An 18,347-nucleotide genomic window follows, 5' to 3' on the forward strand; every position below is an offset into this window, starting at 1 on the left:
CACGCCGATGGCCCTGCCCGCCCCCTTCGCAGACTGGTTCGCCACCCGTGGCTGGCAGCTGCATCCGCATCAAGAAGCGATGCTGGAGCGGGCCGAAACCCCCGCGCTCTTGCTGGTCGCGCCGACTGGCGGCGGCAAGACACTTGCAGGATTCCTGCCTACCCTGGTCGATCTGGCCGAAAATACCCCCACAGGCTTGCACAGTCTCTACATCTCGCCGCTCAAGGCTCTCACGGCCGACATCCGGCGCAATCTCGGCCGCCCGATCGAGGAGATGGCGCTGCCGATCCGGGTCGAGGACCGGACCGGCGACACCCCGCAATCCCGCCGCCGCCGCCAGCGCGCCGATCCGCCCCATATCCTGCTGACAACGCCCGAAAGCCTCGCGCTGATGCTCAGCTACGAGGACGCGCCGCGCATCTTTGCCGGGCTCCGCCGGGTCATCGTCGACGAGATCCATGCGCTGGCCGACTCGAAGCGGGGCGACCAGCTGAGCCTCGCACTGGCCCGGCTGGACCGGCTCTGCCCCGGCTTCCGGCGCATCGGGCTGTCGGCCACGGTCGAGGACCCGCCCGCGCTTGGCCGCTTTCTGGCCCCCGCGGGCGCACCCTGCGACATCCTGACCGCCGATCCCGGCCCGCCCCCCGATATCGCCATGCTCGAGACCGGCGCACCGCCGCCTTGGTCCGGCGGCGGCGCGCGCCATGCCATCCCCGCCGTTCTGGCCGAGATCGCCCGGCACCGCACCACGCTGGTCTTTCACAACACCCGCGCGCAGGCCGAGTTGTTCTTCCGCGACCTCTGGCTTGCCAATGAGGCGAACCTGCCGATCGCGATCCATCACGGCAGCCTGTCGCGCGAAGCCCGTCTGAAGGTCGAGGCCGCGATGGCCGAGGGACGGCTGCGCGCGGCCGTCTGCACCGGATCGCTCGATCTGGGGATCGACTGGGGCGATGTCGATCTGGTGATCCAGGTCGGCGCGCCGAAGAACGTCAAGCGTCTGGTGCAGCGGATCGGCCGCGCAAATCACCGCTATAGCGCGCCTTCCAAGGCCCTGCTCGTGCCTGCGAACCGGTTCGAGGTGGTGGAATGCCTCGCCGCGCTCGAGGCGGTGCGGGCCCGCGATCTCGACGGCGCGCCGCGCGGCCCCGGTGCGCGCGACGTGCTGTGTCAGCATATCCTCGCCTGCGCTGCTGCCGGTCCCTTCGAGGCCGATGCGCTGTTCGACGAGATCCGCTCGGCCGGGCCCTATGCCGAGCTTCCCCGTGCCAGCTTCGAGGCCTGTCTCGATTTCGTCGCAACCGGCGGCTATGCGCTACGCGCCTATGACCGCTGGCAGCGGCTGAAGCAGGCACCTGACGGGCGCTGGGCGCTGCGCGATCCGCGCGCGGCCCGGCGCATCCGGATGAATCTCGGCACCATCGTCGAGGAGGAACGGCTGAAGGTGCGCCTCAAGCCCGCCCGCCGCGGCGCACCGCTTGGCGAGATCGAAGAGGCCTTCGCGGCCACGCTGACACCCGGCGACAGCTTTCTCATCGGCGGCCAGGTGGTGCGCTTCGAGGGGCTGCGCGAGATGGTGGTCGAGGTCAGCCCAAGCCCCGGCCGCAGGCCCAGGATCGCGGTCTTCGCCGGCACCAAATTCGCCACCTCGACCCGGCTCTGCGACCGCATCCTCGCCCTGCTGAACGCGCCCGACTGGCCCGGCCTGCCGCCTCATACCTCCGACTGGCTGAAGCTGCAGCGCAGGCTCTCGCGCCTGCCAGAGCCCGGCCGGCTGCTGGTCGAGACCTTCGCCTTCGAGGGCCGTCATCACCTCTGCATCTACGGCTTTGCCGGGCGGAATGCACAGCAGACCCTGGGGCTTCTGCTGACCCAGAGGATGGAGGAGGCCGGGTTTGCGCCGCTGGGCTTCGTCGCCGCCGATCATGCCACCCTTATCTGGGGCCTCGACCCTGTCGAGACCCCAGCCGACTTTCTCGATTCGAACGGGTTGCAGGCGGCCTTCGCCGATTGGCTTGCGGGAAACGCCGTCATGAAGCGCAGTTTTCGAACATCGGCCATCATTGCCGGGCTGATCGAGCGCAACCTGCCCGGCCAGCGCAAGACCGGGCGTCAGGCCACGTTTTCGTCCGATATTCTCTATGACACGCTCCGCCGCTACGACCCCGGCCATGTGCTTCTGGAGATTACCCGCGAGGAGGCGATGAAGGGGCTTGTCGATTTCGGCCGGATCGAGGAGATGCTGGACCGGGTGCGCGGCCGGATCGACCATATGCGCCTCGACCGCGTCTCGCCTCTGGCCGCGCCGCTTTTCCTTGAAGCCGGGCGGGTGCCGGTTCGGGGGACGGCCGAACAGCGCCTGATCGACGCCACCGCCGCGCGGCTGATGGCCGAGGCGGGCCTTGCCTGAGCGCTTGCCTTCCCGCCCCGGATCGGATCGAGAGACGCCATGACGGGACATGATTTCACACTCGCCGGGGCCCGGCTGAGCGCCCGCGGCTCGGGGGCGCTCTGGTGGGAGGACGAAGCGCTTCTGGCGGTCGCCGATCTGCATCTCGGAAAGGCCGAACGGGTGGCGCGGCGGGGCGGTGCCCTGCTGCCGCCCTATGATACCGACGAGACGCTGACCAGGCTGGCCGACGAGATCGCCGCGCTGTCCCCCCGAAGGGTGCTCTGCCTTGGCGACAGTTTCGACGATGACGCGGCGGCGCGCGCCCTGCCCGAGCCTGCGGCCCAGCGGCTGCTGGCACTGATGGCCGGCCGGCAGTGGATCTGGATCTCGGGCAATCACGACCCCGCCCCGGCCGCGCCCGGCGGCAGCGCGCTGGCAGAGGCCGAGATCGGCCCGCTGTGGTTTCGCCATATCGCCATTCCGGGCGAACGAAACGAGATTTCAGGGCATTACCACCCGAAGGCCCGGCTGTGCCTGGGCGGGCGCAGGGTCTCGCGACCCTGCTTCCTGATCGATCACGCGCGGGCGATCCTGCCCGCCTTCGGCACCTATACCGGCGGGCTTGCCAGCCGCGACCGGGTACTCGAGCAGCTCATGGGGCCAGAAGCCGTGGCCGTGCTGACCGGGCCGAAGCCGCTGGCGGTGCCGATGCGCGCCTGAACAGGGCGCGCCTCAGACGGCCAGCCCCTCGGGTTCGGCCAGGCCATGGGCGCGGCAGCAGGCGGTGACGGTATTGGCCAGCAGACAGGCGATCGTCATCGGCCCGACCCCGCCCGGAACCGGCGTGATTGCCCCGGCAACCTCGACCGCGCTGGCGAAATCGACATCGCCGACAAGCCGGGTCTTGCCCTCGCCCTTCTCGGGCGCCGGGATGCGGTTGATGCCGACATCGATCACCGTGGCACCGGGCTTGACCCAGTCGCCCGGGATCATCTGCGGCCGGCCGACGGCAGCGACGAGAATATCCGCGCCACGGCAGAGCTCGGGCAGATCGCGGGTGCGGGAATGCGCGACCGTCACGGTACAGCTTTCCTTCAGCAGCAATTGCGCCATCGGCTTGCCGACGATGTTCGAGCGCCCGACCACGACAGCATTCAGCCCCGACAGACTGCCCAGCCTGTCGCGCAGCATCAGCAGGCAGCCCAGAGGGGTGCAGGGCACCATCGACTTCTGCCCCGTGGCCAGCAGCCCGACATTCGAAATGTGAAAGCCGTCGACATCCTTGGCCGGGTCGATGGCATTGATCACCTTGGCCTCGTCGATATGGTCAGGCACCGGAAGCTGTACGAGAATTCCATGCACTGCCGGGTCGTCATTCAGCTGCGCGATCAGTGCCAGAAGCTCGGCCTCGGAGGTTTCGGCGGCAAGGCGATGTTCGAAAGAGGCCATTCCGACCTCTTTCGTCTGCTGGCCCTTGTTGCGCACATAGACCTGGCTGGCCGGATCTTCGCCGACCAGGACCACGGCCAGCCCCGGGGTCAGGCCGTGCTCGGCCTTCATCGCCGCGACATGGGCCGCGACCTTCTCGCGGATACTGGCGGCAAAGGCCTTGCCATCGATCAGGGTTGCCGTCATTGCGGCTCCTCCCCGGCCCCAAGGGCCATTTCCTCGCGCCCGATCGACCATTCGATGAGATCGCGCCACAGCTTTTCGGCCAGACCCGGATCGAGCCCCTCGACCGAGGCCCGGGCGCGGACATTCGCCACGACCTCCTCGACACGGTCATCGATCCGGGCCGGAAGACCGGCCCCGGCCTTGATCTGGGCGGCCCGCTCGATATAGCGGGCGCGCTCGCTCAGAAGGGAGACGAGACGCGCGTCGAGCGCGTCGATCTGGATGCGCAGGTCATCCATGCTGTGGCACTTGTCAGGAGCGATCATCGGGCCTCTCGCGTTCCGGGATCCGTCGGAGGCGTGTTAGCCCGCCCGCCCCGGGGGATCAATCCGTCTGCAGCTCAGAACAGCCCCTCGACCTGGCCCTCGGCATTCAGGCCGATGGTCTCGGCCGCCGGATGGCGCGGCAAGCCCGGCATGGTCATGATCCGGCCGCAGATCGCCACGACGAAGCCCGCCCCGGCCGCCAGGCGCACCTCGCGGATCGGCACATCGAAGCCCTCGGGCGCCCCGATCCGTTCGGGGTCGGCGCTGAAGGAATACTGGGTCTTGGCCATGCAGATTGGCAGATGACCATAGCCCGCCTCTTCCCAGGCGCTCAGCCGGTCGCGGATATTCTGATCGGCCACGACATGATCGGCGCGGTAGACCCGGCGCGCAATGGTCTCGATCTTCTGGAAAAGGCCCATCCCGTCGGGATAGAGCGGCGCGAAACCGCTATGCCCGGTCCCGGCCAGCGCCACGACCTTCTCGGCCAGCCGTTCGATGCCGGCACCGCCCTCGGCCCAGTGCCGGCACAGCACCGCCTCGGTCCCCTGCCCGCGCACGTAATCCTGCACCGCGGCGATCTCGGCCTCGGTATCGCCCGCGAAATGGTTGATGGCGACGATCGCGGGCACCCCGAAGGCGCGCATGTTCTCGATATGGCGCCCGAGATTGGCGCAGCCCGCCTGCACCGCCGCCACATCCTCGGCCTTCAGATCGTCCCTGGCGACGCCGCCATTCATCTTCAGCGCCTTGACGGTGGCCACGATCACCACCGCCGAAGGCGCAAGTCCGGCCTTGCGGCATTTGATGTCCATGAATTTCTCTGCGCCGAGATCGGCCCCGAAACCGGCCTCGGTCACCACGTAATCGGCCAGCCGCAGCGCCGTGCGCGTGGCGATGACCGAATTGCAGCCATGGGCGATATTGGCGAAGGGGCCGCCATGGACAAAGGCGGGCGTGTGTTCCAGCGTCTGCACCAGATTGGGCTGCATCGCCTCGCGCAACAGCGCCGTCATCGCTCCGTCGGCCTTCAGATCGCGCGCATGGACCGGCGCCGCGTCGCGGGTATAGCCGATGATGATGTCGCCCAGCCGGCGCTGCAGATCGGCCAGATCGGTGGCGAGGCAGAGGATGGCCATCACCTCGGACGCCACGGTGATGTCGAAGCCGGTCTCGCGCGGGTAGCCGTTGGAGGCCCCGCCCAGCGAGCACACGATGTCGCGCAAGGCCCGGTCGTTCATGTCCATCACCCGCCGCCAGGTCACGCGGCGCGGATCGATATCCAGCTCGTTGCCCCAGTGGATGTGGTTGTCGATCATCGCGGCCAGCAGGTTATGGGCCGAGGTGATGGCATGGAAATCGCCGGTGAAATGAAGGTTCATGTCCTCCATCGGCACGATCTGGGCATGGCCGCCGCCGGCCGCGCCGCCCTTCATCCCGAAACAGGGCCCGAGCGAGGCCTCGCGGATGCAGATCGCCGTCTTGTGGCCGAGCCGCGACAGCCCGTCGCCCAGCCCCACCGTCGTCGTCGTCTTGCCCTCGCCCGCGGGCGTGGGGTTGATCGCGGTCACGAGGATCAGGCGGCCTTCGGGACGCCCCTCGAGGCCGGCGATGTACCCGGCCGCGACCTTGGCCTTGTCGCGCCCATAGGGCAGCAGGGCCTCGGCCGGAATGCCGAGCCTAGCGCCGATTTCCTCGATCGGACGCTTATCGGCTGCGCGGGCGATTTCGATATCCGTCTTCGGCGCCATGCCGATCCTCCATAGGTTCCCGTTTTGCAGAGCAATAGCCGCTTGCCGGCGCGAGGGCCAGCGCCTCAGAGGCAGGAGAAAAGCGCCACGGCGCGAGCAGCGGAGCCACCTGCCGGTGGGACCGGAAAGGCGGCATCGACCTTCGGGCAGAGGATGCGATCCAGGCCCCGGCCGGAAAGGAAGCAAGGGTGGACGGAAAGCAGCCCGGGGGCTGCCATGTCGGCCAATGCCGGGGCCGCGCCCGGCTGAAAAGGAAAACCCCGGAACCTGTGGGGGTCCGGGGTCTTCGGTTCGGTCAGAGCCGCCCTGGCTCAGGCCATGGGTTCCGGCTCGAAGCCGGATTTGGGCCGCGGCTTGGTCTTCGGAATGGCCGTGACCGAGGGCGTGTCGCCGCCGGTGCCGGGCGTGTCGTCATCGCCCCGGCTCAGCGCCTCGCCGGCGATGACCTTGGTGATCTCGCTGCCGGTCAGCGTCTCGTATTCCAGAAGCCCCTGGGCCAGCCGTTCCAGATCCTCGCGCTTCTCGGTCAGGATCCGCGTCGCCGTCTGATAGCCCTCGTCGACCAGCGCCTTGACCTTGTCGTCGATGATCTTCTGGGTCGCGGTCGAATGCTTGGGACCGCTGTTATAAGACCCGAGATAGCTGTCCTGTTCATTGGCATAATCGACATAGCCAAGCTCGGGGTCGAAGCCGAACTGGGTCACCATCGCCCGGGCGATCCGGGTCGCCTGCTGGATGTCCGAGGAGGCGCCCGAGGTCACGTTCTCCCTGCCGAAGATGAGCTCTTCGGCCACGCGCCCGCCCATCGCCATGGCGATCTTGGACTTGTACTTGGTGTAGCTGACCGAGAGCTGGTCGCGTTCGGGCAGCGACAGAACCAGACCCAGCGCACGGCCGCGCGGGATGATCGTCGCCTTGTGGATCGGATCGTGCTGCGGGACATTGAGGCCGACGATGGCATGCCCGCCCTCGTGATAGGCGGTCAGCTTCTTCTCGTCCTCGGTCATGACCATCGAGCGCCGTTCGGCCCCCATCATGACCTTGTCCTTGGCATTCTCGAAATCCTCCATCGTCACGAAGCGCCGGCCGACGCGCGCGGCCATCAGCGCCGCTTCGTTGACGAGGTTGGCGAGATCCGCGCCCGAGAAGCCGGGCGTGCCGCGGGCGATGATGCGCAGATCGACATCGGGCCCCAGCGGCACCTTGCGCGCATGGACGCCCAGGATCTTCTCGCGGCCCTTGATGTCGGGGTTCGGCACCTGGACCTGACGGTCGAACCGGCCGGGACGCAGGAGCGCGGGGTCGAGCACGTCGGGGCGGTTGGTCGCCGCGACGATGATGATGCCCTCATTGGCCTCGAATCCGTCCATCTCGACCAGAAGCTGGTTCAGCGTCTGCTCGCGTTCGTCATTGCCGCCGCCATAGCCGACGCCACGCGACCGGCCCACGGCGTCGATCTCGTCGATGAAGACGATGCAGGGGGCGTTCTTCTTGGCCTGCTCGAACATGTCGCGGACCCGGGAGGCACCGACGCCCACGAACATCTCGACGAAGTCGGAGCCCGAGATGGTGAAGAAGGGCACGCCCGCCTCGCCCGCGATGGCGCGCGCGAGCAGCGTCTTGCCGGTACCGGGCGGACCGACCAGCAGAGCGCCTTTCGGGATCTTGCCGCCGAGACGCGAGAATTTCTGCGGATTGCGCAGGAATTCCACGATCTCTTCCAGCTCGTCCTTGGCCTCGTCGATGCCCGCCACGTCGTCGAAGGTGACGCGGCCATGCTTTTCGGTCAGAAGCTTGGCCTTGGACTTGCCAAAGCCCATGGCCCCGCCGCGTCCGCCACCCTGCATCCGGTTCATCAGGAAGATCCAGATCCCGATCAGGATGATGAAGGGCAGAAGCGTCCCGATATAGGCCAGAAGGCCGTTCTGTTCCTGCGGCTCGGCGGTGACATCGACGTTCTTGGCGAGCAATTGCTCGGTCACGTCGGTGCCGCGCGGCACGATCGCGGTAACGGTGCTGCCATCGGCTTCCCGGATCACCGCACGTTCGCCGTCAAGCTTGACGCTCGAAACCTGGCCGGCCTCGACGTTGCGGAGGAACTCGGAATAGCTGATGGTCTGCGAGGACATGGCCCCCTGCCCACCGCTGAACAGGTTGAACAGCGCCAGGATCAGCAGAAACAGGACGACCCAGAAGGCGATTTGTCGCGCGTTGCCCAAGGCGTACTCCTTGAATTTCGGTGTGCCGGGCAAAGGCGCGCCCGGCCATTGGTCTAAGATAGCGATTGAGGGCGCATGTTCAATGCGAGAGAAGATGGGCCGTGAAGGAAGGGTTTACCGCCGCGCTCCAGTTTTTTCCATACCCGGCCAGCGGTGCGGCGATCAGCGCGCCCCCCTGCCAGACCGAGGGCGAGGCGATCAGGGTCGTCCGCGGCAGCCCGGCCGCGCGCCAGTCCGGACAGGCGGCAAGCCCCTCCGCGCCCAGCGCACGGATCTCGAGCCCCTCCGGAGCCCCCTCACCAGAGCCTGCATCGGCCGGGCCGGAAAGCCGCCAGCGTCCGTCCCAGAGAGTTCCGGGCGCGCAGCTTAGCCCGGCCACGGCGGCGGGCTCGCGGCCGATCCGGATCCGCCCCCGGGCACGTTGCAGAAGACAGCCGTGAAGCGTGGCCCGGGGCCCGCGCATCAGCGCCGAGAGCGCGGCCTCGAGCCCCCGGGCGCGCGGCGGATAGCCCGCACCCGAAACCCAGCCGAGCCCCGCCAGGACCAGCCGGCGCGCGATCTCTTCGGGCAGCGCGGCAAGCCCCCCGGCCTCGATCAGCAGATCGCCCGCCTCTTCGCGCACCAGACGCGCGGCCGCCTCGGCGGTCGCGGCGTCCAGCGCGGCGCGGGCAGAGGCCAGCCGGGTCGCGGTCGCGGCCAGCCCCGCCGCACCGATCCCGACCGGGCGCAACAGCTCCAGCGCCTGCCGGACCCGCACCCGCTCGAAGCGCCGGTCGTCATTCGACGGATCCTCGATCCAGTCCTGCCCACATTCCTTGAGATAGCTGCGCAGATCGGCGCGCGGAATGCCGAGAAAGGGACGCAGCCAGCTCACGCCCCCGGCCCGCCGCTCGGGCGCCATCCCGGCCAGCCCGTCGACACCGGCCCCGCGCGCGAGCCGCATCAACACCGTCTCGGCCTGATCGTCGCGGGTATGCGCCAGCGCCACCCGACCGATGCCCCGTTCCCTGGCCCAATCCGCAATCAGCCGCAGCCGGGCATGCCGCGCCGCAGCCTGCAGGTTGCCCTGCCCGTCCCAGCCCTGCCAGACGAGGATGTCATGGGGAATGCCGCGGGTCGCGCAGATCGCGGCGACGCGGCGGGCCTCGGTGGCTGCTTCTGGCCGGAGCCCATGATCGACGGTCACCGCCGAAACCGCCGGCCCGGAGGCCCCCGCCCGCGCTGCCGCGGCCAGGAGCAGGGCAAGGGAATCTCCGCCGCCCGAAACCGCGACGGCCAGCGGTGCCGCGCCCGGACAGGCCCGCTCGAGCGCGGCGGCCAGCGTTTCGGCGCGGGCGCTCAGTTGCACCCGGCGGCCCCCATCGCCCCCTCGGCCTGCTGCGCCTCGGCCGACCCGGCGAAACGGTTGCGCACCTCGCCCAGCGTGACGCAGGCCTCACGGCTCTGGCCCAGCTCCTTCAGCGCCAGCCCGAGTTTGAGCAGCGCGGCCGGGGCACGCGGCCCCGAGGGGCTGCCCGAGAAGCTCTCGAGATAGGCCCGCGCGGCCTGCGAGGTCTCGCCCGCCGCGGACAGCGCCTCGCCGCGCAGGAACTGGGCCTCGCCCGAAAGCGGGCTGCCCGGATAGGTCTCGCCGAAGCGGGCAAGGATCTCGGCCGCCTTCGCGTTCTGTCCGGCTTCGAGCGCGGCCTTGCCCGCGTCGAAATCGGCACGCTCGCCGACCGCAAGCTCCATGCCGTCCGTGCTGCCGGTGCTGTCGGGCGCAGGCGTGATCGCCCGGGCGGGCGTCTGCGCTCCGGAACCGCCGCCCAGCGTCGAGGTCTGGCCAAGCTTCGAGACGTCGCCGCCCTCGAGCTCGACCAGCCGGAATTCGAGATCGCCGATCCGGCGGGTGCCGTCATCGACCACCTGCCGGATCCGGTGCTCGAGCTCTTCGGTCTTCGAGGTCAGCCGCTGAAGCTGTTCCTCGATCGCGTCGAGCCGCTGCAGCGCCGAGCCGCCGGCAGCCGTTCCCATGGCGCCGCCGGTGGTCGAGAACTCGCGCTTGAGCCCCTGCACCGAGACATTCAGCACCGTCAGTTCCTGGCGGATATCCGCCAGGGTCTCGTCGCGCGACTGGGCGGAGGCGGGCCCGCCCGCCGCCAGCCCCAGAGCCACCGTCAGGGCAAACGCCGCAATCCGCATCATCATCCTGTCCTCCTCAGAACCCCGCGGCCGGCGCGAGCACGCTCACCGCCCGCCGGTTCTTGGCATAGCACGATTCCGCCGAGCAGATCGCGAGCGGACGTTCCTTGCCATAGGTCACGGTCTGCAGCCGGTTCGGCGAGACCCCGCGCGAGACCAGGTATTCCTTGACCGCATTGGCACGGCGGGCACCGAGGGCAAGGTTGTATTCGCGGGTACCCTGCTCGTCGGCATGGCCTTCGATGGTGGCGGCATAGGCGGTGTTCTGGTTCAGCCAGTTGGCCTGGCCGTCGAGCGTGACGGTCGCGTCGGGCGAGAGCGAGCTCTGGTCGACGGCGAACAGCACGCGGTCGCCCACGGTCTGGTTGAAATAGGCCACCGAGGTCGGGTCGCTGGGCGAGCCGTTGGCGCCATAGGCGCCGGCGGCGCCGCCATTGGCCGAACCGAAGCGGTCGGCATTGGAACAGGCCGAGACGGCAAGCGCCGTCACCAGCAGAAGAGATGTGGCGATGCGGGTCATTCGAGAAGTCCTCTTTGTCGGGTCATGGCCGGCAGGTGGATCCTACCAGCGGGATCGGATGAGGCAAACGCGCCCGGGGCTCCGGGCGCGTCTGTGGGGGCTCAGGGCTGAAGCGGCGACCAGGATGGGTCGGAGCCCTGGCCCTGATAGGGAACCTTCCTGAGGTTCCGCCCGGTGATGTCGACGGTATAGAGCCCAGGCGCCCCGGCCGCGCCTGCGGTTTCGCGGGTGAACATGATCACCCGGCCATTCGGCGCCCAGGTCGGGCCCTCGTCGAGGAAGGAGGCGGTCAGCAGGCGTTCCTCGGACCCGTCGGTCCGCATCACGCCGATATGGAACCGGCCCTTGTTCTGCTTGGTGAAGGCGATGTAATCGCCGCGCGGCGACCAGACCGGGGTGCCGTAGCGCCCCTGCCCGAAGGAGATCCGGCGCGGCTCGCCGCCATTCGCGGGCATCACGTAAAGCTGCTGCTTGCCCGAGCGGTCGGATTCGAAGACGATCTGGCTGCCATCGGGCGAGAAGCTGGGCGCGGTCTCGATCGAGGGCGCATCCGACAACCGGGTGCGCCGTCCCGATTGCAGGTCGAGCTCGTAGAGATCGGTATTGCCGCCCTGCGACAGCGAGAACAGCACCCTCTGGCCATCGGGGGCAAAGCGCGGCGCGAAGGTCATGGTGCCGGGCTGGTCGTCGAGCATCCGGCGCTGGCCGGTCGCCACATCCAGCAGGTAGATCCGCGGAAAGCCGCTTTCATAGCTCGTGTACAGCACGCGGTCGCCCGTGGGCGAGAAGCGCGGCGCGATCACGATCGAATTGGCATCGGTCAGCGCCTGCATGTTGGCGCCGTCGTAATCCATGATCGCCAGTTGCTTCGCGCGCTCGTTCTTGGGGCCGCGCTCGGACACGAAGACGACACGGCTGTCGAAATAGCCGCCCTCGCCGGTGATCCGCGAATAGACCTGATCGGCCACCTTATGCGCCACCCGGCGCCAGCTTGCCGCAGCGCCGCCGAATTGCAGCCCGTCGCCCAGCGGCGCCTGCGCGTAGACGTCGTAGAGCCGGAACTTGACGCTGAGCCGCCCCGAGCCGTCGATACTTACCGAGCCGGTGATCAGCGCCTGGGCGTTGATCGCCTTCCAGTCTGAATATTGCACCGGGCTTGCAAAGCTCGTGACCGTCGACAGGAAGGCCTCGCGCGGGATCTCGCGAAACAGCCCCGTGCCCTCCAGATCGGCGGCGATCACCCGGGTGATGTTCTGGGCATATTCGGCCGCGGCCGCGTTCTCGGCCACGAATTCGGGCACGGCGAAGGGCAAGGGCTCGATCACCCCCTCGTCGATCACGATCCTCAACGGACCGTTCTGAGCCTGCGCCGGCAGCGCGGCATGTCCAAGGACCAGCGCAAGGATCGCGGTCAGAAGGCGCAGCATCATCGAATCCTCATCTTTCCTGGGTCGAAGGTCATCTCGATCTGACGCCACTGGTCGTATTTCTCGACCGGCAGCGGGAAACCCGACGACCCGCACATCACAATGGCGCGGCGCGCCGATTCGTAGATCTGGCGCGCGGCGGCTTCCGACCCGCCGGACCAGGAAATCATCCGGATCGACCCGATCCTGGGCTTTCCGGTCTCTTCCATGTCCACGCCGAGCACGACAGAGGTCTTCAATGCCTCGGTCGAGAGCGAGCCGACATTCCAGCAGCGCGAGACCGAGACGCGAAGCGCGTCGCGCTCGCCACCGGTCAGCGGCGGGCCGCTGGCGGCGCGCCCGGCCCCGCCAGTGCCCTCGGGCGCCGCGGCCGGTTCGGACATCGCATCGGCCAGGGCATCCGCGATCGCATCGGCCTGGCTGTCCTCTTCCGAGGCGGGCTCTTCGGGGGCCTCCGGCGCGGCGGCGGTCTCGGTGGGCGGCGGGGTCTCGCGCGGCGGTGCGGCGGGGCGGTTCGGCCGGGTCCGGGGCCGCGGCGAGGCGGCCATGGCGAGCCCGGTCTCGGGCTGTTCCTCGGCCTCTGTCACGGTCTGGGTGGCGGCCTCTTCGGGCGCGGCGTCATCGGCCTCGGGGACCGTGCTCTCGGAGGCCGGGTCGGGACGGGTCGCCTGCGACGGCTGCTCGGCCACGCGGGCATCCTCGGGCGGCGGCGCCGAGGGTTCGGGCGCAATCCGGGTCGAGGGGCGCGGCGGCGCGGTATCGGTCACCGGCGCCTCGGGGGCATCGGGGATCTCGGGCGCCTCGGGCGCGGTCACGGTCTCGGCGACATCCGCCTCGGCGGGGGGCTCGAGCGCCTCGGGCGCCGGATCGGGTTCGGCCGTTTCCTGCGGCACGGGCGGCGCGGGACGCTGGGGCCGGGCCTCGGGGGCTGGCGCCGGACGGGGAGAGCTGGGCAGAGAGGGGGCCTCGGGCGCAGCGATCTCCTGCGACGGTTTCGGCGCCGCGGCCGGAGCCGTCAGCGCCGCGAACTCGTCGCCGGACAGGATCGTCACGTCGCTCACCTCCATCGGCTTCGGCGGCGGGGCCTCGAACAGCCCTGCCAGCATCACCCAGGCGATCAGCCCCAGATGCGCCCCCCCCGAGATATAGGTCCCGGTGTTCATTTGGCCGCCCTACTCGTCCCGGCCATCAAGGCTCGGACCGCCGGTATCGGTCACCAGACCGATATTGCGGAACCCCGCGGAATTGAGCGCGCCCATCACCTGCACCACACGTTCATAGGGTATGGCACCATCGGCGCGCAGATAGACCTTGTCATCCTCGCGCTCGGCGGCCACCGCCTTCAGTTTCGGGATCAACGCCTCGGCGGCGATTTCGGTTTCCTTCAGGACGATCCGGCCATCGGCGGTCAGCGTGAGGGTCAGGGGCGCCTCCTGCTCGGCCGGCAGCGCGGTGGCGGCGGTCTTGGGCAGTTCGACCGGAACGCCCGCGGTCAGCAAGGGCGCCGCGACCATGAAGATGATCAGAAGCACCAGCATCACGTCGACCATCGGCGTGACGTTGATCTCGGACATCGCCGCAGGGTGGCGGCGGTGGCCGCGCACCCGCCGTCCGCCCGAGCTTTTGCGAGGGGTCAGGCTGGCACCCATGGCTCAGGCGTCCAGCTGGCGCGACAGGATGGTCGAGAATTCGTCGGCGAAGGATTCGTAGCCCCCGCCCAGCCGGTCGCTGTCGGCGGAAAGCTTGTTGTAGAAGACCACCGCCGGGATCGCGGCCAGAAGCCCCAGCGCGGTCGCCACCAGCGCCTCGGCGATGCCGGGAGCCACCACGGCGAGGTTGGTGTTCTGCTGCAGCGCGATCTGCTCGAAGGCATGCTTGATGCCCCAGACCGTGCCGAACAGACCGACGAAGGGCGCGGTCGAGCCCACGGTCGCGAGGAAGGAGAGCCCGGCATTCAGGCTGTCGGTCTCCTTGGCGATGGCCACATCCATCGAGCGGTCGATCCGGGCGGCGGCCCCCGCGATCAGCTTGCCGTCCTGACGGTGGCTGCGGCGCCATTCCATCATGCCCGCGGCGAAGATCCGCTCGGGCGCGGCCTGCGGCTCGGGGCCGATCTTGTCGAACAGCTCGTCCAAAGGCTCGCCCGACCAGAATTCCTCGTCGAAGCGCGCGGCCTCGGCCCGGGCCTTCCGGTAGGTGATGATCTTCTGGACGATGATCGACCACGACCAGAACGAGGCCACGATCAGCAACAGCATCACCAGCTTGACCGTGATCGTCGCGCGCAAGAAAAGGGCGAGCAAGGAGAAGTCAATCTCCTGCGCCATCGCAAGGGTATCGGTTTCCATTCTGCCTGCTCGTTGGATGGGTCCGGTTCTTCGGACCTGCGTTACACCGGACGCTAGCGCGTTTTAAGGGGGATTGCCAACACATCCGCGTCAGCGCGGGGCCCCGCCGGCCCGGTTTCGAGACTTCGGCGAAACTCTGCCGGAAGCCGGACCGGCCGCCCGCCGGGCCCGAGCGCGGCGAGCGTCACCCGGGCCTCGAACAGCCGGGTCCCGCCCCGCAGAACCGCCTGATCCAGCACCAGCCGCGCGGGCGTGAGCCGCAGCAGATCGGTCTCGACCATCAGCAGATCGTCGAACCTGGCCGGACTGAGATAGTCGGCCTCGACGCGGCGCACCGCGAAGACGGTGCCTGTTTCGGCCTTCAGCCGCAGCTGATCGATGCCGATCCCGCGCACCCATTCCGAGCGCGCGCGTTCTATGAACTTGAGATAATTGGCATAATAGACGATGCCGGCAAGGTCGGTATCCTCGTAATAGACGCGGAGGGTCAGCCGATGCGTCATTGTTCCTGCCCGAGTATCTGTATCTTTCCCAGGGTATGGCCGACACGGGCGGCGAGGCGCAGCGCATGGCTGGACTCGCGCGCGACCGCCGGCATCGCCGGGTCATAGCCCGCCCGGATCACCGCCGCAATCTCGGGCCGCAGGACCAGCATGCCGCCGGGCGCACGGGCCAACGGGCTGCGCTCGGCGAAGGCGGTATCGGACCACAGGAGGATCGTCTGCGCGATCTGGTTGAGCGCGATCGACTCGGCGGGCATCCGCGACAGATCGGGGTCCATCCGGATGAAGACGAAGGCCGCCTTGATCGCACCCTGTTCGTCGAAGCGGAAGAAGCGGTACTGGTTGGCTCCCGCCGCCTGCAGCCGGGCGACCCGGCGCGCCAGATCGGGCACCAGCCGGTCGAGATGCGGCACCTGCAACAGCTCGGTCCAGTCCTCGAAGAAGAAGACGATGAGATTGGAGCCAAGGTCGGGGTCGGTCTCGGCCATCTCGTGCCCGGCCAGCCCCACCACCGCCTCGCAGGCGCCCTTGAAGGTCGCCAGCGTGGCATCGTCGACCCCGAACACGACCGGCGCGATGGGGCGGCCCCAGCGCGCGAACAGATACTCGCCCTCCGACCGGGTAAACAGCGCGGTCACCTCTTCGGGCGTCATCTCGGTCTCCTTTCGGTTTCGGTCGCGGTCGCCTTGCACAGACCCCGCGACGCGGCTCCGGTCAGGCGCTCCCGTCAAAGAGGTCGGTCTGCGGGGTCTGCCCCGGCGCGCGTGGCGGCGCAAGCCCCAGATGGGTCCAGGCCTTCTGCGCCAGCATCCGCCCCCGCGGCGTGCGCTGGATCAGGCCCTGTTGCAGAAGATAGGGCTCGATCACCTCTTCCAAGGCATCCCGCGACTCAGATAACGCGGCAGAAAGCGTTTCGATCCCGACCGGACCGCCGGCATAGTTCTCGGCGATCAGACGCAGGTAGCGCCGGTCGGCCCCGTCGAGCCCGACCGCATCGACCTCCATCCGCGTCAGCGCATGATCGGCGACCTTGCGCGTGATCCGCCCGTCGCCCTCGACCAGTGCGAAATCGACCACCCGGCGCAAGAGCCGCCCGGCGATCCGGGGCGTGCCGCGGGCGCGCCGCGCAATCTCGCGGATGCCCTCGGGATCGGCCGGAATGCCCATCAGGCGCGATCCGCGCGCCACGATCTCTTCCAGTTCGGGCACGGTGTAGAATTGCAGCCGCACGGGAATGCCGAAACGGTCGCGCAGAGGCGTCGTCAGCAGCCCCAGCCGGGTCGTCGCGCCGACCAGCGTGAAGGGCTGCAGCTCGATCCGGACGGTCCGCGCGGCCGGGCCCTCGCCGATCACCAGATCGAGCTCGAAATCCTCCATCGCCGGATAGAGCACCTCCTCGACGACGGGCGACAGCCGGTGGATCTCGTCGATGAAAAGAACGTCGCGCTTTTCCAGATTGGTCAGGATCGCCGCGAGATCGCCCGCCTTGGCCAGCACCGGCCCCGAGGTCATGCGGAAATTGACGCCAAGCTCGCGCGCGACGATCTGCGCCAGCGTGGTCTTGCCCAGGCCCGGGGGCCCATGGAACAGCGCATGGTCCATCGCCTCGCCGCGCTGGCGCGCACTTTGCAGGAAGACCCGCAGATTGGCCCGCGCCTCGGCCTGGCCGATGAAGGCCTCGAGCGTCTCGGGGCGCAGCGCGCGGTCGGAATCCTCGGGGCGCGCCTCGGGGCGCAGCATTGGGTCGGGTCCGGTCATTCAGTCAGCCTTCAGTCCGCCTTGGGGGCCAGCAGCTTCAGCGCCGCGCGGATCAGCGCCGGGGTGTCGGCCCCGGGGGTTTCGCCCGCGGCCCGCGCCACCGCCTGGGCGGCTTCGGACGGAGCATAGCCGAGATTGCCCAGCGCCGACAGGGCATCGGCCTGGGCCGAGACCGAGGTCGAAACCGGGGAGGCGGCAGGAGAAGCGGCCGGAGCCTTGCCCCGGACAGTCGGCGCGGGAGTTGCGGGCGCGATCACCTCGCCCGCGGCAAGTTCGGCGGACAGCTGGCCGCCCAGCGCCATCACCGCGGGCGCCTTGTCCTTCAGCTCGTTGACCACGCGCTGGGCGATCTTGGGGCCGACGCCGGGCGCGGCCTTGACCGCACCCCAGTCGCCGAGCGCAATGGCCCGGCCGACGCCCTCGGCGCCGAGCGTGCCGAGAATGGCCATCGAGGCCTTGGCGCCGATCCCCTGCACGCCCATCAGGAGCCGGTGCCATTCGCGGTCATGCAGCGTCGGAAAGCCGTAAAGCTGCAACAGGTCCTCGCGCACCAGAAGATCTGTATAAAGCGCGACCGCCTCGCCCAGCCCCGGCAGCCCCATCAGGGTGCGGTCCGAGACATGGACGACATAGCCGACGCCGCCGACATCGATCATCACCTGATCGGCGCCCTTGTGGATCAGCCGCCCGGCCAGCCGCCCGATCATGCGCCTGCCCGGGCCAGCGCTGCCGCCAGCCGCGCGCCCCCCGCCAGATGGTGCGCGTGACACAGCGCGATGGCCAGCGCATCGGCGGCATCGGGACCTGCGATCTCGATGCCCGGGAATTGCAGCCGCACCATATGGTCGATCTGGCGCTTGTCGGCATGGCCGACACCGACAATGGCCTTCTTGACCGCGTTGGGTGCGTATTCGCCGACCGCGAGCCCGGCCTGCGCCGGAACCAGCAGCGCGATCCCCCGCGCCTGCCCCAGCTTCAGCGTGCCCGCCGCATCGCGGTTGACGAAGGTCTGTTCGACGGCCGCCGCCTCGGGGGCGTGGCGGGCGACGATCTCGGTCAGCTGGGCGTGCAGCGACAGAAGCCTCTCGGCCAGGGTCTCGCCCGAGGAATGACAGACGCCGTTGGCGATGTGACCGAGTCGGCTGCCCCGTTGCTCGATCATCCCCCAACCGGTGTTCCGGAGGCCCGGGTCGATGCCCAAGACACGCATGCTCGCCCCATTTCTTGTGGCATTTCGGACGCAGTAGCACGAAAAGCGAACATCGGCCAGATGCAATGCGGAAGCCCGGTTTCGACGTCCCCCCCGGA

The 18,347-nt window shown here is 69.0% G+C and carries 18 protein-coding genes; 2 read left to right on the forward strand and 16 right to left on the reverse strand.

The window, feature by feature from the left end:
• The first annotated feature begins 7 nt into the window (after positions 1 to 7).
• Positions 8 to 2,410, forward strand: a complete 2,403-nt coding sequence (locus ACK8CO_RS04705; RefSeq protein WP_414898325.1) for a ligase-associated DNA damage response DEXH box helicase — start codon at positions 8 to 10, stop codon at positions 2,408 to 2,410.
• Positions 2,411 to 2,449: 39 nt separating this feature from the next.
• On the forward strand, positions 2,450 to 3,112 hold the full coding sequence (gene pdeM / locus ACK8CO_RS04710) for a ligase-associated DNA damage response endonuclease PdeM (RefSeq protein WP_414898326.1): 663 nt from the start codon (positions 2,450 to 2,452) through the stop codon (positions 3,110 to 3,112).
• Between the two features lie 12 nt (positions 3,113 to 3,124).
• Here the strand turns inward: pdeM and folD are convergent, their stop codons facing one another.
• The 16 genes from folD to ruvC form a co-directional block, all read right to left on the reverse strand.
• Positions 3,125 to 4,027 carry a bifunctional methylenetetrahydrofolate dehydrogenase/methenyltetrahydrofolate cyclohydrolase FolD gene (gene folD / locus ACK8CO_RS04715; protein ID WP_414898327.1) on the reverse strand — a complete coding sequence of 301 codons (903 nt, stop codon included), beginning with the start codon at positions 4,025 to 4,027 and terminating at the stop codon, positions 3,125 to 3,127.
• Positions 4,024 to 4,332 (reverse strand): chorismate mutase, encoded by a 309-nt coding sequence (locus tag ACK8CO_RS04720; RefSeq protein ID WP_414898328.1) that lies wholly within the window; start codon positions 4,330 to 4,332, stop codon positions 4,024 to 4,026. Before ACK8CO_RS04720 ends, folD begins: the two co-directional genes overlap by 4 nt.
• A 74-nt stretch (positions 4,333 to 4,406) precedes the next feature.
• On the reverse strand, positions 4,407 to 6,083 hold the full coding sequence (locus ACK8CO_RS04725) for a formate--tetrahydrofolate ligase (RefSeq protein WP_414898329.1): 1,677 nt from the start codon (positions 6,081 to 6,083) through the stop codon (positions 4,407 to 4,409).
• 311 nt (positions 6,084 to 6,394) lie between these two features.
• Positions 6,395 to 8,302 (reverse strand): ATP-dependent zinc metalloprotease FtsH, encoded by a 1,908-nt coding sequence (ftsH, locus tag ACK8CO_RS04730; protein ID WP_080615556.1) that lies wholly within the window; start codon positions 8,300 to 8,302, stop codon positions 6,395 to 6,397.
• A 79-nt stretch (positions 8,303 to 8,381) separates the two neighbouring features.
• A complete protein-coding gene (gene tilS, locus ACK8CO_RS04735; RefSeq protein WP_414898330.1) occupies positions 8,382 to 9,650 on the reverse strand; it encodes a tRNA lysidine(34) synthetase TilS in 1,269 nt (422 codons plus the stop codon).
• Positions 9,641 to 10,483: a tol-pal system protein YbgF gene (gene ybgF, locus ACK8CO_RS04740; protein WP_414898988.1), complete on the reverse strand. Its 843-nt coding sequence runs from the start codon at positions 10,481 to 10,483 to the stop codon at positions 9,641 to 9,643. The genes tilS and ybgF overlap by 10 nt, the downstream gene beginning before the upstream one ends.
• 16 nt (positions 10,484 to 10,499) lie before the next feature.
• On the reverse strand, positions 10,500 to 11,003 hold the full coding sequence (gene pal, locus ACK8CO_RS04745; RefSeq protein ID WP_080615554.1) for a peptidoglycan-associated lipoprotein Pal: 504 nt from the start codon (positions 11,001 to 11,003) through the stop codon (positions 10,500 to 10,502).
• A gap of 101 nt (positions 11,004 to 11,104) precedes the next feature.
• On the reverse strand, positions 11,105 to 12,433 hold the full coding sequence (gene tolB / locus ACK8CO_RS04750) for a Tol-Pal system beta propeller repeat protein TolB (RefSeq protein ID WP_080615553.1): 1,329 nt from the start codon (positions 12,431 to 12,433) through the stop codon (positions 11,105 to 11,107).
• Entirely contained in the window at positions 12,430 to 13,593 is a 1,164-nt protein-coding gene (locus ACK8CO_RS04755) for an energy transducer TonB (protein WP_414898331.1), read from the reverse strand. The genes tolB and ACK8CO_RS04755 overlap by 4 nt, the downstream gene beginning before the upstream one ends.
• Before the next feature lie 9 nt (positions 13,594 to 13,602).
• Positions 13,603 to 14,079 carry a protein TolR gene (gene tolR, locus ACK8CO_RS04760; RefSeq protein WP_414898332.1) on the reverse strand — a complete coding sequence of 159 codons (477 nt, stop codon included), beginning with the start codon at positions 14,077 to 14,079 and terminating at the stop codon, positions 13,603 to 13,605.
• A gap of 3 nt (positions 14,080 to 14,082) precedes the next feature.
• A complete protein-coding gene (gene tolQ / locus ACK8CO_RS04765; protein ID WP_075781562.1) occupies positions 14,083 to 14,778 on the reverse strand; it encodes a protein TolQ in 696 nt (231 codons plus the stop codon).
• A 53-nt stretch (positions 14,779 to 14,831) separates the two neighbouring features.
• Positions 14,832 to 15,281 (reverse strand): tol-pal system-associated acyl-CoA thioesterase, encoded by a 450-nt coding sequence (gene ybgC / locus ACK8CO_RS04770; protein WP_414898333.1) that lies wholly within the window; start codon positions 15,279 to 15,281, stop codon positions 14,832 to 14,834.
• Entirely contained in the window at positions 15,278 to 15,934 is a 657-nt protein-coding gene (locus ACK8CO_RS04775) for a hypothetical protein (protein WP_414898334.1), read from the reverse strand. The genes ybgC and ACK8CO_RS04775 overlap by 4 nt, the downstream gene beginning before the upstream one ends.
• Positions 15,935 to 15,995: 61 nt before the next feature.
• On the reverse strand, positions 15,996 to 17,039 hold the full coding sequence (gene ruvB, locus ACK8CO_RS04780) for a Holliday junction branch migration DNA helicase RuvB (protein ID WP_080615547.1): 1,044 nt from the start codon (positions 17,037 to 17,039) through the stop codon (positions 15,996 to 15,998).
• A gap of 11 nt (positions 17,040 to 17,050) precedes the next feature.
• Positions 17,051 to 17,746, reverse strand: coding sequence for a Holliday junction branch migration protein RuvA (gene ruvA, locus ACK8CO_RS04785; protein WP_414898335.1), 696 nt, complete (start codon positions 17,744 to 17,746; stop codon positions 17,051 to 17,053).
• Complete coding sequence (gene ruvC / locus ACK8CO_RS04790; protein ID WP_080615545.1) at positions 17,743 to 18,249, reverse strand: crossover junction endodeoxyribonuclease RuvC; 507 nt, start codon at positions 18,247 to 18,249, stop codon at positions 17,743 to 17,745. Before ruvC ends, ruvA begins: the two co-directional genes overlap by 4 nt.
• Positions 18,250 to 18,347 lie beyond the last annotated feature (98 nt).

This window comes from Rhodovulum sp. HP10 (assembly GCF_047553435.1).
Classification (GTDB): Bacteria; Pseudomonadota; Alphaproteobacteria; order Rhodobacterales; family Rhodobacteraceae; genus Rhodovulum.

Coding starts and splice junctions, on each gene's coding strand:
- ACK8CO_RS04705 (WP_414898325.1), top strand. CDS start 8: ATGGCCCTGCCCGCCCCCTTCGCAGACTGGTTCGCCACCCGTGGCTGG.
- pdeM (WP_414898326.1), top strand. CDS start 2,450: ATGACGGGACATGATTTCACACTCGCCGGGGCCCGGCTGAGCGCCCGC.
- folD (WP_414898327.1), bottom strand. CDS start 4,027: ATGACGGCAACCCTGATCGATGGCAAGGCCTTTGCCGCCAGTATCCGC.
- ACK8CO_RS04720 (WP_414898328.1), bottom strand. CDS start 4,332: ATGATCGCTCCTGACAAGTGCCACAGCATGGATGACCTGCGCATCCAG.
- ACK8CO_RS04725 (WP_414898329.1), bottom strand. CDS start 6,083: ATGGCGCCGAAGACGGATATCGAAATCGCCCGCGCAGCCGATAAGCGT.
- ybgF (WP_414898988.1), bottom strand. CDS start 10,483: ATGCGGATTGCGGCGTTTGCCCTGACGGTGGCTCTGGGGCTGGCGGCG.
- pal (WP_080615554.1), bottom strand. CDS start 11,003: ATGACCCGCATCGCCACATCTCTTCTGCTGGTGACGGCGCTTGCCGTC.
- tolB (WP_080615553.1), bottom strand. CDS start 12,433: ATGATGCTGCGCCTTCTGACCGCGATCCTTGCGCTGGTCCTTGGACAT.
- ACK8CO_RS04755 (WP_414898331.1), bottom strand. CDS start 13,593: ATGAACACCGGGACCTATATCTCGGGGGGGGCGCATCTGGGGCTGATC.
- tolR (WP_414898332.1), bottom strand. CDS start 14,079: ATGGGTGCCAGCCTGACCCCTCGCAAAAGCTCGGGCGGACGGCGGGTG.
- tolQ (WP_075781562.1), bottom strand. CDS start 14,778: ATGGAAACCGATACCCTTGCGATGGCGCAGGAGATTGACTTCTCCTTG.
- ybgC (WP_414898333.1), bottom strand. CDS start 15,281: ATGACGCATCGGCTGACCCTCCGCGTCTATTACGAGGATACCGACCTT.
- ACK8CO_RS04775 (WP_414898334.1), bottom strand. CDS start 15,934: ATGACGCCCGAAGAGGTGACCGCGCTGTTTACCCGGTCGGAGGGCGAG.
- ruvB (WP_080615547.1), bottom strand. CDS start 17,039: ATGACCGGACCCGACCCAATGCTGCGCCCCGAGGCGCGCCCCGAGGAT.
- ruvA (WP_414898335.1), bottom strand. CDS start 17,746: ATGATCGGGCGGCTGGCCGGGCGGCTGATCCACAAGGGCGCCGATCAG.
- ruvC (WP_080615545.1), bottom strand. CDS start 18,249: ATGCGTGTCTTGGGCATCGACCCGGGCCTCCGGAACACCGGTTGGGGG.